Source organism: Streptomyces sp. NPDC003300, assembly GCF_040610915.1.
Lineage (GTDB): Bacteria > Actinomycetota > Actinomycetes > Streptomycetales > Streptomycetaceae > Actinacidiphila.
Window position 1 is genome coordinate 32,295 of record NZ_JBEXNE010000038.1, and the last position, 12,253, is coordinate 44,547.

The 12,253-nt window shown below is 71.9% G+C and carries 13 protein-coding genes and 1 tRNA gene; 2 read left to right on the plus strand and 12 right to left on the minus strand.

The annotated features are described in order from the left end of the window. Nucleotides 1–5: 5 nt before the first annotated feature. Nucleotides 6–383 (plus strand): hypothetical protein, encoded by a 378-nt coding sequence (locus tag ABZX65_RS33635; RefSeq protein ID WP_355348918.1) that lies wholly within the window; start codon nucleotides 6–8, stop codon nucleotides 381–383. A gap of 178 nt (nucleotides 384–561) precedes the next feature. On the opposite strand, the gene ABZX65_RS33640 is transcribed toward ABZX65_RS33635, so the two are convergent. The 6 genes from ABZX65_RS33640 to ABZX65_RS33665 all read right to left on the minus strand — a co-directional run bounded on the left by ABZX65_RS33640 (nucleotide 562) and on the right by ABZX65_RS33665 (nucleotide 4,866). Continuing rightward, nucleotides 562–634: transfer RNA gene (locus ABZX65_RS33640), tRNA-Ala, on the minus strand. Nucleotides 635–782: 148 nt separating this feature from the next. Beyond that, nucleotides 783–1,436: a histidine phosphatase family protein gene (locus ABZX65_RS33645; protein WP_355348981.1), complete on the minus strand. Its 654-nt coding sequence runs from the start codon at nucleotides 1,434–1,436 to the stop codon at nucleotides 783–785. After that, a complete protein-coding gene (gene rsfS, locus ABZX65_RS33650; RefSeq protein ID WP_355348921.1) occupies nucleotides 1,433–1,867 on the minus strand; it encodes a ribosome silencing factor in 435 nt (144 codons plus the stop codon). Before rsfS ends, ABZX65_RS33645 begins: the two co-directional genes overlap by 4 nt. 215 nt (nucleotides 1,868–2,082) lie before the next feature. Further along, entirely contained in the window at nucleotides 2,083–4,083 is a 2,001-nt protein-coding gene (locus ABZX65_RS33655; protein WP_355348924.1) for a LytR C-terminal domain-containing protein, read from the minus strand. 31 nt (nucleotides 4,084–4,114) lie between these two features. Further along, nucleotides 4,115–4,717, minus strand: coding sequence for a nicotinate-nucleotide adenylyltransferase (gene nadD, locus ABZX65_RS33660; protein ID WP_355348927.1), 603 nt, complete (start codon nucleotides 4,715–4,717; stop codon nucleotides 4,115–4,117). A gap of 2 nt (nucleotides 4,718–4,719) precedes the next feature. Beyond that, nucleotides 4,720–4,866, minus strand: a complete 147-nt coding sequence (locus ABZX65_RS33665; protein ID WP_355348984.1) for a hypothetical protein — start codon at nucleotides 4,864–4,866, stop codon at nucleotides 4,720–4,722. Between the two features lie 144 nt (nucleotides 4,867–5,010). Here ABZX65_RS33665 and ABZX65_RS33670 point away from each other — a divergent pair, with 144 nt between their 5' ends. Beyond that, nucleotides 5,011–6,144: a M48 family metallopeptidase gene (locus ABZX65_RS33670; protein ID WP_355348930.1), complete on the plus strand. Its 1,134-nt coding sequence runs from the start codon at nucleotides 5,011–5,013 to the stop codon at nucleotides 6,142–6,144. Here the strand turns inward: ABZX65_RS33670 and ABZX65_RS33675 are convergent. The 6 genes from ABZX65_RS33675 to galE all read right to left on the minus strand — a co-directional run bounded on the left by ABZX65_RS33675 (nucleotide 6,038) and on the right by galE (nucleotide 12,227). Continuing rightward, nucleotides 6,038–7,336: a hypothetical protein gene (locus tag ABZX65_RS33675; protein WP_355348933.1), complete on the minus strand. Its 1,299-nt coding sequence runs from the start codon at nucleotides 7,334–7,336 to the stop codon at nucleotides 6,038–6,040. The genes ABZX65_RS33670 and ABZX65_RS33675 overlap by 107 nt on opposite strands. 66 nt (nucleotides 7,337–7,402) lie before the next feature. Beyond that, nucleotides 7,403–7,837 (minus strand): hypothetical protein, encoded by a 435-nt coding sequence (locus ABZX65_RS33680; protein ID WP_188283116.1) that lies wholly within the window; start codon nucleotides 7,835–7,837, stop codon nucleotides 7,403–7,405. A 93-nt stretch (nucleotides 7,838–7,930) separates the two neighbouring features. Further along, nucleotides 7,931–9,226 (minus strand): glutamate-5-semialdehyde dehydrogenase, encoded by a 1,296-nt coding sequence (locus tag ABZX65_RS33685; protein WP_355348936.1) that lies wholly within the window; start codon nucleotides 9,224–9,226, stop codon nucleotides 7,931–7,933. A 69-nt stretch (nucleotides 9,227–9,295) separates the two neighbouring features. Further along, the gene (locus tag ABZX65_RS33690; protein ID WP_355348939.1) at nucleotides 9,296–9,766 is read right to left on the minus strand and encodes a hypothetical protein; all 471 of its coding nucleotides are present in this window, start codon (nucleotides 9,764–9,766) and stop codon (nucleotides 9,296–9,298) included. 183 nt (nucleotides 9,767–9,949) lie between these two features. After that, nucleotides 9,950–11,110, minus strand: a complete 1,161-nt coding sequence (gene proB / locus ABZX65_RS33695; RefSeq protein ID WP_355348942.1) for a glutamate 5-kinase — start codon at nucleotides 11,108–11,110, stop codon at nucleotides 9,950–9,952. Between the two features lie 142 nt (nucleotides 11,111–11,252). Continuing rightward, entirely contained in the window at nucleotides 11,253–12,227 is a 975-nt protein-coding gene (gene galE, locus ABZX65_RS33700) for a UDP-glucose 4-epimerase GalE (protein ID WP_355348945.1), read from the minus strand. Nucleotides 12,228–12,253: the final 26 nt, after the last annotated feature.

Consider the following 12,253-nt stretch of genomic DNA (forward strand, 5'->3'; position numbering starts at 1 on the left):
GCACGGTGAGCAGCGTCACCGCGGCGCCGAGCACGACCAGGCCCGGCAGGTCGAGACCGCGCCGCACCGCCCCCGCCGCCCCCGGGGTCCCTGCGCCCGTTGCCGCGCCGGGCAGGCGGGTCAAGGTCTTCCGGCACCACGCGGTCGGCACCGTCAATCTGTCGTCCAGCTCGCTGAGCATCGACGGCATGGCCGAGCACCGCGTCGTCGTCTACACCCCGCTCGGCGCGCAGGACACCCGCCGGATCGAGCGCCTGCGCGCCATCCCCGACCCGGTCGTCGGCTGCCCCGAGCACGGCCGCCCGCTCTCCGAGATCCTGCGCGAGAAGGCCGAGCAGGCCACGCGGGAGGGCCGGAACGCAGAGATCCCGCTCCCCCGGTGAGGGAACGGGACCTTCGTACGTGGCGGGTGGACCGTGTCCCCGGGTACTCCCGCCTCGGCGCCCGGCCCGGCCGACCCCACGGTGGCGAAGCCCCCGCGGCGCGAGGCGCGGCCGGGCAGAAACGACAGAGGGCGGAGTGACTCGCGTTTTCCGCGAGCACACTCCGCCCTCGACCTTGTGGAGCTACGGGGAATTGAACCCCGGACCTCTTGCATGCCATGCAAGCGCTCTACCAACTGAGCTACAGCCCCGCGTCAGCGCGGGTTTCCCCGGCGACGAGAAGAAGCATAGCCGGTGAGCGCGCCGGAAACGAAATCCGCTGCACCGCCGCGCGCGGACGCGTCCCGGACCCGGTCGAGGGCCGTCCGGAGGCCGCCGCGAGCACGGTCCGGCGCGCGCTCAGGTGTCGTCGCCGAGGACCGGCTCCGGCAGGGTGCCCGCGTTGTGCTCAAGGAGACGCCAGCCGCGGGCGCCCTCGCCGAGGACGGACCAGCAGCAGTTCGTCAGGCCGCCGAGCGACTCCCAGCTCGTGGACTCCAGGCCGAGCAGCCGTCCGATGGTGGTGCGGATGGTGCCGCCGTGGCTGACGACGACGAGGACGCCGTCGTCGGCGAGCTTGTCGGCGGCGGTCAGCACCACGGGGGCGGCCCGGTCGGCGACCTCGGTCTCCAGCTCGCCGCCGCCGCGCCGCACCGGCTCGCCGCGCTTCCAGGCCGCGTACTGCTCGCCGTAGCGCTCGACGATCTCGGTGTGGGTCAGGCCCTGCCAGGCTCCGGCGAAGGTCTCGCGCAGGCCCTCGTAGTGCGTGACCGGCAGGTGGGTCACCGCGGCAAGCTCCGCGGCGGTGCCCGCGGCCCGGCGCAGGTCGGAGGCGATGATCGCGTCCGGCCGCAGCGCCGCGAGCAGCCGGGCGGCGCGGCGCGCCTGCGCCGTGCCCTCGGCGGTCAGCTCGATGTCGGTGTTGCCCTGGAAGCGCTGTTCGAGATTCCAGGCCGTCTGGCCGTGCCGCCAGAGCACGATCCGGCGGCCACGGCCGCCCTTGTTCCCGTTCAGTTCAGGTCTCCCTCGTCCTGCGCCTCCTGCGCCTGCGCGTGCTCGGCGCCCTTGCCGCGGGTCGCGACCGCGTCCTGCGGCAGCTCGATCTCCGGGCAGTCCTTCCACAGCCGCTCCAGGGCGTAGAAGACCCGCTCCTCGGAGTGCTGCACGTGCACCACGATGTCGATGTAGTCGAGCAGCACCCAGCGGCCGTCCCGCTCGCCCTCGCGCCGTACCGGCTTGGCGTCCAGCTCCTTGGCCAGGGTCTCCTCGATGCCGTCGACGATGGCCTTGACCTGTCGGTCGTTGGGCGCGGAGGCCACCAGGAAGGTGTCGGTGATGGAGAGGACGTCGCTGACGTCGTAGGCGATGATGTCGTGCGCGAGCTTGTCGGCCGCGGCCTGGGCGGCGGTACGGGTCAGCTCGATGGAACGGTCCGTGGCGGTCACTGAGGAGACTTTCGGGTCGGGGGCTGGTCACCCAAGGGTCTCACGACCCTCGGACAGCCCCCGACCCCTTTTCGATCACCGCGCGCCGGTCACCATGGGCCGGAGCCCGCGCGCCGGTCACCATGCGCCGATCGCCGCGGACCGGTCACCACGCTCGGTCACCACGGACCGGTCACCACGCTCGGTCACCGGCGACCGGAGCCCGCGGCGGGCGCTCACTGGCCCGTCTGCTTGTAGTCCTTGCCGAGCACCACCGAGATGTCCGCGGTCGCCGGCACCGTGCCCTTCTTCACCGCGCTCGCGGGCAGCCCCAGGGTGGACGCGACGTCCTTGGCCGCGGCCAGCCGCGCGTCGTCGCCGTAGACGATCTGCGAGAGGGCCTGGGACTTGTCCGCCGTGCCGCCCGGCACATAGGTGTACGTGCCGCCGTTGACGATCGCGGCCTGCGCCATCGGGCCCGACTTCTTGTCGCCGGTGGCGTCCTTGATCTGCACGCGGGCCTGCGCGGTCGCGTCGGAGGTCTTGACCGTGCCGCCGAGGATGTCCTTGACGACGCTGTCGCTGGTCTTCGCGGTGAGCGTGCCGTCCTTCTGCACCGGCAGCATCGCCGTGTCGTACGCGCCGGTCTTGGCCAGCTCCGCGAGCTGCGCGAGCGACGCGCCGAGCTGCTGGTCGGTCAGTGACGGGTCGAGGATCTGGGCCAGCGACTGGACGGTCTTGGTCGCGGACGCCGCGTCGCTGGGCATCTTCTTCAGCAGCGCCTGCATGACCTGCCCGAAGCGGCTGAGCTGCTTGGTCTGCGGCTCGCCCGGCGCGAGGTAGGTGGCGTACGCGACGGCCGCCTGGCCGGTCAGCTCGGTCTGCTTGCCCTGCCGGACCAGCGTCTTGTCCTTGTCCTTGCCGGTGCCCTTCACCTCGGCGTCGGTGTCGACGTAGACGTCGCCGAGCGAGTCGACCAGCAGTTCCAGATACGGGGTGTCCAGCCGCCAGGTGCCCTTGATGTCGGAGCCGAGCAGCGAGTTGAGGGCGTCCCTGGTCGGGCCGACGCCGTCGCCGACCGCCTTGTCCAGGGTGGTCGACGTGCCGTCCTCGGTGGTGACGTTGAGGGAGTTGGGCAGCAGGACCGTCGTACCGCGGCCCTTGGTCTCGTTGTCCACCAGCAGCGCGGTGGCGGGCGCGCCCTTGTCGACCGGCATCAGGTGCACGACTATGACGTCGCGCTTCTGCGCGCCGCCCGCCGCCGCGGCCGGGCCCTTCGAGTCGCCGAGGCCGGGCAGCTTGCCCGCCTGCCACAGGTAGCCGACGCCGCCGAGCATCGCGAGCACGACCAGCAGGATCAGGCCGACCTTGCGGTTCTTGCCGCGCCGCTTGGCCTCCTCGCGGCGCTCGGTGCGCGACTCGGAGAACTTCAGCCAGTCGATGACCTCTTCCGACTCCTCCGAGTCCTCGTCGATGAAGGCGAACTGCTCGGTCAGATACTGCCCGTCGGGTCCCTTCGCCCCGCCCGCGCCGGTCGGCGCCTGCCGCGTCCCGGGCTCCTCGTGGAAGACCGGCTGCTGCCCGGTGTCGTACACGGGCGGCTGCTGCCCTGTCTCGTACACCGGCGGCTGCTGCCCGGTCTCGTACACGGCGTGCCGGCCGGTGTCGTAGACCGGTTGCTGGCCCGTGTCGTAGACGGGCTGCTGTGGACCGGTGTCGTAGACCGGCTGCTGCCGCCCCGTGTCGTAGACCGCGTGCTGGCCGGTGTCGTACACGGGGGGCTGCTGGCCGGTCTCGTAGACGGTGTGCTGCCCGGTGTCGTACGCCTGCGGCTGCCCCGCGCCGTAACCCTGGCCCTGTCCCTGGCTCTGGCCCGGCGCGTGGCCCTGACCCTGGCCCTGGCCGTAGCCGCCGGGGCCCGGTCCCTGTTCGTAGTACGGCTGTTGGGGCTGCTGCGGGATCCAGCCCTGCTGCTGGCCGGCGTAGGTCTGCGAGGGGTCGCCGTAGTACGGGTCCTGGTAACCGGGGTGCGGCTGCTGCTGGGGGACGTGCGGCGGCGCCTGCTGAGCGGCCTGCTGCTGCGGCTGCTGCCCCTGTTGCTGCTGCGCGGGATGGGGCTGTGCGTACGGGTCGTAACCGTAGGGCTGCTGCTGGTAGTAGGGGTCTTGCGCGTAAGGGTCTCTCTCGTTCTCAGGACCGCCCTCGGCTTGCTGCCAACGGGGGTTTGCGTCGTTCACGAGGAACCCCTTCACGTGGTTCGTTGCGGAGCTACCCGGTCGCGTCCCGGTACAGCGCGCGTTTGTCGATGTAGCGCACTACACCGTCCGGAACCAAGTACCAGACAGGATCCCCCTTGGCCACCCGCTGGCGGCAGTCCGTGGAGGAGATCGCCAGCGCCGGGACCTCCACGAGCGAGACACCGCCCTCGGGGAAGCCCGGGTCCGACAGCGTATGCCCGGGGCGTGTGACCCCGATGAAGTGCGCGAGAGAGAACAGTTCCTCCGCGTCCCGCCAGGAGAAGATCTGGGAGAGCGCGTCGGCACCGGTGATGAAGAACAGCTCGGCGCCCGGGTGCTCGGCGCGCAGATCGCGCAGGGTGTCGATGGTGTACGTCTTGCCCGCGCGGTCGATGTCGCTGCGGCTCACCGAGAACTGCGGGTTGGACGCGGTGGCGATCACCGTCATCAGGTAGCGGTCCTCGGCGGCCGACACCTTCTGGTCGCTCTTCTGCCACGGCTGGCCGGTCGGCACGAAGACCACCTCGTCGAGGTGGAAGAGGCTGACGACCTCGCTGGCGGCGACCAGGTGACCGTGGTGGATGGGGTCGAAGGTGCCGCCCATCACCCCGATGCGGTGCTTCGCGTCCGGCATGGTCAGTCCCGGTTGAAGCGGGTCACGATCCACAGCAGGAGCAGCAGGGCGGCCAGTGCGCCGAAGCCGGTCACGTACGGGCTGAGGCTGTTGTGGTTGCCGCCCCCCTCGGCGAGTGTGGTCAGGGCGGAGGCTGCGTTGGACGACATGATCAGCGGGACCCTTTGCGATATCGGGGACGGGGGAGAAGACTCTCGGCACATCGTACGGGCGGGCGGAAGGGAACTTCGCGCAGGCTCCGCGCGTCCAGAGTATGTACCGGTTGGCTATCAGGGGGTTGGGCCAGTATGTCCGTGCCGAATGGACCGAACGACACGCAGGACGGTCAGAAGAACCTGCCGGGGCGCAACCGCAAGCGCTTCCCCGGCATCTCGTCGCGGGCGTACGAGCACCCGGCCGACAAGTCCGCGCTGGTGGCGCTCCGCAAGCTCAGCGGCTTCGACACGGTCTTCAAGGCGCTCAGCGGTCTGCTGCCCGAGCGGTCGCTGCGGCTGCTGTTCCTGTCGGACTCGGTGCGGGTCAGCGACGAGCAGTTCGCGCATCTCAACGCGATGCTGCGGGACGCCTGTTACATCCTGGACATGGAAAAGGTCCCGGCGATGTACGTGACGCAGGACCCGCAGCCCAACGCGATGTGCATCGGCATGGACGAGCCGATCATCGTGGTCACCACCGGCCTGGTCGAGCTGCTCGACGAGGAGGAGATGCGGGCGGTCGTCGGCCACGAGGTGGGCCACGCGCTGTCCGGCCACTCGGTGTACCGGACGATACTGCTCTTCCTCACCAGCCTGGCGCTGCGCGTGGCGTGGATCCCGCTCGGCAATCTGGCGATCCTGGCGATCGTCACCGCGCTGCGCGAGTGGTTCCGCAAGTCGGAACTGTCCGCGGACCGCGCCGGTCTGCTGGTCGGTCAGGACGTGCAGGCGTCGATGCGCGGTCTGATGAAGATCGCGGGCGGCAACCATCTGCACGAGATGAACGTGGACGCGTTCTTGAAGCAGGCCGACGAGTTCGAGGCGGCGGGCGATCTGCGCGACTCGGTGCTGAAGATCCTCAACGTGCTGCCGCGCAGTCACCCGTTCACCACGGTGCGCGCCGCCGAGCTGCGCAAGTGGGCGGGCAGCCGGGACTACCAGCGGCTGATGGACGGCCACTACCCGCGGCGCGAGGAGGACAAGGACACCTCGGTGTACGACTCCTTCAAGGAGTCCGCGACGCATTACGCCGATACGGTGAAGAGCAGCAAGGACCCGCTGATGGGGCTGATCCGGGACATCTCGTCCGGGGCGGGCGACATCGGCGGCAAGCTGCGCGACCGCTTCACAGGCTCGGGCTCGACGAACGGGGCGGCGGGGGCGTCAGAAGGCTCGGGCGACTCGCCCGAGGACTCGGGGCCGCCGTCCGAGCCGCAGCCGGGGATGGGCTGACCGAGGGGCTTCCCGGCCCGCCGGGCGCGCCCGCGGCGCCCCGCGGCAGCCATGTGGCGTTCGGCAGCACGCCCGGCGCCGTCGTGCCGCTCGGCCGCACGCCCTGCGCCGTCGTGCTCGCGGTGGCCGGCGGCTGCCCGGTGGTGGCGTCGGTCAGCGGGGCGCAGACCGCGCCGACCGGCCGGTCGTGGCGGTACGGATCGGCTCCGGCGACCGCGCCGGGCGCCGACTGGCCGGCCAGTATCGGCCGGAAGTAGTTCTGTACGGCCGCGCCGCAGGCCAGCGGTCCCGCCGCCACATCGGCCTGGACGACCTGGATCTGGCGCTGGCGCAGGTCGGCGTGACTGAAGCGGAATCGCATCTGGCGGCGCACGGTGAACAGCGACACGGCGTTGTCGGCGAATCCCGGCCGGTACAGCGCGTAGACGAAGGTGTGGTCCGCGGCGATCTCCAGCTCGTCGTCGCCGGTCTCGGTGGCGTCCAGGGTGCCCTGCACGCGGATGCCGTCCCGGACCAGCCGCACCCGCGCCGCCGGGTCGAAGCGGACCAGCCAGCCGGTCGCCTCGTGGGTGCCGTCGGTGTACGGCCGGGTCAGGCTGCTGTCGAACTGGTCGAGCTGTCCGGGGTCGAGCAGGGCGCGGACACTGCTCACATCGCCGCCGGTGACCGTCTCCTGATTGATCGACGAGTCGGTCAGATAGAGCTTCGCGGTGCTGAAGGCCTGCGTCACCTCGCCCACGCCGTAGTCGCCGATCCGGTGGATCGCGGGCATCGTGATGCCCTCGGCGCCGACCCGGTACGCCTCCGCGCGCTGTCCGCGGAAGGGCTCGGTCGCGGAGACCGAGGCGACCTTGCCGGACGGGACCAGCGGGATGACGGTGGCCCTGAGCTGTTCCGTGGCGTCCTGGCCGCGGCCCTTGTAGGGGTGCCTGACGCCCATGTAGATGGCGAAGCCGAAGGCGACGACGATGAGCGTGATGAGGGCGACCGCCTGCCGGGCGAGGCCGCGCGGCAGCGCGTGCCGGACGCGGACCGCCCGGTCGGCGTCGTCCAGCCGCTCCTGGGCGGAGAACTCCTGGATCCGGGCAGCCCGGACGAACGACTCGTCGAACACGACGGATCGGTACTCGTCCTCACCGCCTCCGGGGACGCCCTCGGGCGTGCCCTCAGGAGGATTTCCAGGCCCGCTCATATCACAAGGTTAAGTCTCTGGGCGTGCGAATAAACGCCCTGGTACCGGTCAACTTATGACAGGAGATCAGGGAAGCCGGTTCGCGGCGACCGGAGGCAGGCTGCTCTGTGTGCCGACCGGGCCGCTGGACGGCGGGGGGACCACCGGTGGTCGGGTCGCGCCGCCCGCGCCGCGGTAGACCGCGGCGAAGGTCAGGGCGACCACCCCTATGCCCATGACCACGGCCAGGGCCCAGGCCACCGGACGGTGCCAGCGGGTACTGCTCCCGCGGTACGGCCGTCCGGCCGGGTAGAGGTCGTCGGAATCCGGTACTCCCGCTTCGTCCAGTTCGGGGACAGCGGCGTGAGCACCGGCTCGATTCCGACCCGGCCAGCCGGGCGGTAGCGCGGGACCTTCGGCGACGGCAAGCATCCGTTCCTTGGCCGAGGGCTCATGGAACAGAGCGGACCGTACGAATTCTTCGTCGAGGACTACGGAGGCGAACTCGTCATCGTCCGGCATCTGTCCAGAGTAATGCGGAAGTTGGTCCTTTGGGCAGGGGAATCCGGACTGTCTGTGGGCCGTCCGGAGGACACTTCCGCGTGTCGGCGGGTGTCAGCGGATGTGTCCGTCACCCGTGACGACGTACTTGGTGGAGGTCAGTTCCGGCAGTCCCATGGGGCCGCGGGCGTGCAGTTTCTGGGTCGAGATGCCGATTTCGGCGCCGAAGCCGAACTGGCCGCCGTCCGTGAACCGGGTCGAGGCGTTGACCAGCACCGCGGCGGCGTCCACCCGCTGGGTGAAGCGGCGCGCGGCGGCCTGCGAGGACGTCACGATCGCCTCGGTGTGGCCGGAGGACCACAGCCGGATGTGCTCGACGGCCGCGTCCAGGCTCTCCACGACCCCGGCGGCGATGTCGTAGGACAGATACTCCGTCTCCCAGTCCTCCGCGGTGGCGGGCACGACGGTGGCCTTGCTGCCGCTGCTCTCGGCCAGCGCCTGCACCCGCGGGTCGCCGTGCACGGTGACCCCGGCCTCGGCGAGCGCGTCCAGCGCGCGCGGCAGGAAGCGGTCGGCGATGTCGCGGTGCACCAGCAGGGTCTCCGCCGAGTTGCAGACGCTGGGGCGCTGTGCCTTGGAGTTGATCAGCACCTCCACGGCCATGTCGATGTCCGCCTCGGCGTCCACGTACACATGGCAGTTGCCGGTGCCGGTCTCGATCACCGGAACGGTCGAACCCTCGACGACGGTACGGATCAGGGCGGCGCCGCCGCGCGGGATCAGCACGTCGACCATGCCGCGGGCGCGCATCAGCTCGGTGACGGAATCGCGGCTCTCGCCGGGCACGAGCTGGACGGCGTCGGCGGGCAGTCCCGCGCCGCCGACCGCGTCGCGCAGCACGGTGATGAGAGCGGTGTTGGAGGCGTACGCGGAGGAGGAGCCGCGCAGCAGCACCGCGTTCCCCGACTTCAGGCAGAGCGCGGCGGCGTCGACCGTCACGTTGGGCCTGGCCTCGTAGATGATGCCGACGACGCCGAGCGGGACGCGGACCTGCCGCAGCTCCAGGCCGTTGGGCAGGGTGGAGCCGCGCAGCACCTCGCCGACCGGGTCGGGCAGCCCCGCCACGTGCCGGACGTCGGCGGCGATGGCCGCGACCCGCTCACGGGTGAGGGTGAGCCGGTCCACGACGGTGTCGCCGGTCCCGGCGGCGCGGGCCCGCGCCACGTCCTCGGCGTTGGCCGCGACGATCTCCTGGGTGCGGACGATCAGCGCGTCCGCGATGGCCAGCAGGGCGTCGTCCTTGACGGACCGCGGCAGCGGGGCCAGGTCCGCGGCGGCGGCCCGCGCGCGGTACGCGGCGAGCAGCACGGGGGACTTGGGCAGCGGCGAGGGCAGCGGCGGGTGGGTCATGGAAGCAGGGTACCGGCCCGCCACCGGCCGGTTGGCAGGTCCCGCGACAGTGCTCCGCGGGGACGGGCCCTAGAACGGGTGTACGCCCACCGGGACGGCCGGCGGCGGTCCGTAGCCCTCCGCGACGCGCTGGTGGTAGGTCGCGCGGTCGATGACTTCCAGGCCGACGGTCTCCCAGGGCGGCAGGCCCGCCGTCGAGCGGTGCTCGCCCCACAGCCGCAGCGCGATGGCGGCGGCGTCGTGCAGGTCGCGGGCCTCCTCCCAGTAGCGGATCTCCGCGTGGTCGGTGGCGTACCGGCTGGTGAGCAGGAAGGGGTGGTCGTGGGCGAGCTGCTCCAGACCGCGTCTGACCTCGGTCAGCGGGGTCTCGGGGCCCGAGACGCTGAGCGTGACGTGCCACAGCCGGGATATCGCTCGTTCGGCGGGAAGCGCTTCCCGCTCGGGGTCCCCGTCGATGTCGTCACTGATGTCGTTGCCGACGCTGACCAGCGTGCGTTCCCCCGTACCCCTGGTCAATGGCCCTGGGCGCCCTCGTCTCACCGGCGGCCTCCCTGTGGGTTGCGTTCCGCGAGCGCCGTCCGCACCGGTAGGCGCTGACGACTCCTCCGCATCAAAGTTGACCAGGCTCCGGCGGGCCGCGGGGGCGTTTTCGGCAAGAAGGCCCGAACCAAGGTCCTGAGGAGATCCCCGGACATTGACCGGGGAGTCGAGGGTTCCGGGGGCTCAGGGGCGCAGAAGTACCAGGTCGTCACGGTGGACGACCTCGCGTTCGTAGGCGGGGCCGAGTTCGACGGCGAGGTCGCGGGTGGAGCGGCCGAGCAGCCGGGGCAGTTCGCGGGCGTCGAAGTTGACCAGTCCGCGGGCGACCGCGTGCCCGGCCTCGTCGAGCAGGTCGACGGGGTCGCCCGCGACGAAGTCGCCGTCCACGGCGGTGACCCCGGCGGGCAGCAGCGAGCTGTGCCGCTCGGTGACCGCGCGGACCGCCCCGGCGTCCAGCCGCAGCGCGCCGCGCGGGGTGGAGGCGTGCGCGAGCCACAGCAGCCGGTCGGCGGAGCGTTTGCCGGTGCGGTGGAAGTGGGTGCCGGTGGGGCGCCCGGCCAGCGCGTCTGCGGCGTGCACGGCGGAGGTGAGGACGACGGGGATGCCCGCCTCGGCGGCGATCCTGGCGGCCTCGACCTTGGTGACCATGCCGCCGGTGCCGACCCCGGCCTTGCCCGCGCTGCCGATGGTGACGCCCGCCAGGTCCTCGGGTCCGGCGACCTCGGTGAGCAGGGTCGCGCCCGGCGTACGCGGGTCGCCGTCGTAGAGCCCGTCGACGTCGGAGAGCAGGACCAGCAGGTCGGCGCGGACGAGGTGGGCGACGAGGGCGGCGAGCCGGTCGTTGTCGCCGAAGCGGATCTCGTCGGTGGCGACGGTGTCGTTCTCGTTGACCACCGGGAGGGCGCCCATGGCCAGCAGCTGGTCGAGGGTGCGGTAGGCGTTGCGGTAGTGGGCGCGGCGGCTGACGTCGTCCGAGGTGAGGAGCACCTGGCCGACGCGGACGCCGTACCGGGCGAAGGAGGCGGTGTAGCGGGCGACGAGCAGGCCCTGGCCGACGCTGGCGGCGGCCTGCTGCCTGGCCAGGTCACGGGGCCGGCTGGCCAGGCCGAGCGGTGCGAGTCCCGCGGCGATGGCGCCGGAGGAGACCAGGACGATCTCCTTGTCCGGTCGGCCGCCCGGTCCCGCGCTCGCGCCGGTGCCCGAGCCGCGGACCGAGGCCAGGACGTCGACGAGCGCGTCCACCCGGTCGGCGTCCAGTCCCCCGGCGGCCGTGGTCAGCGACGACGAGCCGACCTTGACCACGACCCTGCGGGCCTCCACCACGTCCTGCCGTGCCGTTGTCACGTACGTCCCTCGTATCGCCGCTGTCACGCCTGTCCCGAACCGGCGCTCCGGCCGGTGCCGTCGCGCGCCCCGGCACCCGGCCGTCTCCGGTCCCTCTCCGGCCCGTCTCCGGCCCGTTTCCGGATCGCGTCCGGAGGACCGGCTACCGCGGCGGGTGCTGGAGCTGCCAGGCCGCCCAGGCCGAGGTGACCATCGCGCGCACGTCGTACTGGGCGGTCCAGCCCAGCTCCCTGCCGATCGCCTCGGCGGAGGCCACGACACGGGCCGGGTCGCCCGCGCGGCGCGGGGCCAGTTCGGGTTCCAGCTCAGTGTGACCGGAGACCTCGCGGATCAGGTCGACCATCTCGGCCACCGAGACGCCCTGGCCGCTGCCGATGTTCAGCACCAGCGACGCCTCGGGGTCGCGGGTCAGGCGGCGGGCGGCGGCCAGGTGCGCGCCGGCCACGTCCTGGACGTGGACGTAGTCGCGCACGCAGGTGCCGTCGGGCGTCGGGTAGTCGGTGCCGAAGATCAGCGGGCGGCGGCCCTGCGAGATCCGCTGGAAGACCAGCGGGACGATGTTGGCGGCGCCGCGGTCGCCCAGCTCGGGCGCGGCGGTGCCCGCCACGTTGAAGTAGCGCAGCGACGCGGTGGCCATGCCGTGCGCCCGGCCGGCCGCGGCGATCAGCCACTCCCCCGCGAGCTTGCTCTCGCCGTACGGGCTCATCGGCGCGCAGGGCGTGTCCTCGGTGACCAGTTCGACGTCCGGCATGCCGTACACCGCGGCGGAGGAGGAGAAGACGAAGCGCCGCACGCGCGCGTCGACCGCCGCCTCCAGCAGGGTCTGAAGGCCGGTCAGATTCTCCCGGTAGTAGAAGAGCGGTCGCTCGACGGACTCGGCGACCTGCTTGCGGGCGGCGATGTGCACGATGCCCTCGACCGCGTGCGCGGCCAGCACCCGGTCGAGCGCGGCCCGGTCCAGGACGCTGGCGCGCTCCACCGGAACTCCGGACGGCAGCCGTTCGGTGTCACCGGCGGTGAGGTCGTCGAGGACGACCACCTTTTCTCCGCCGTCCACCATCGATTTGACGACATGCGATCCGATGTATCCGGCTCCGCCGGTGATCAGCCAGGTCATCGCCCCAGTCTAGTCGGCGTTGCCGC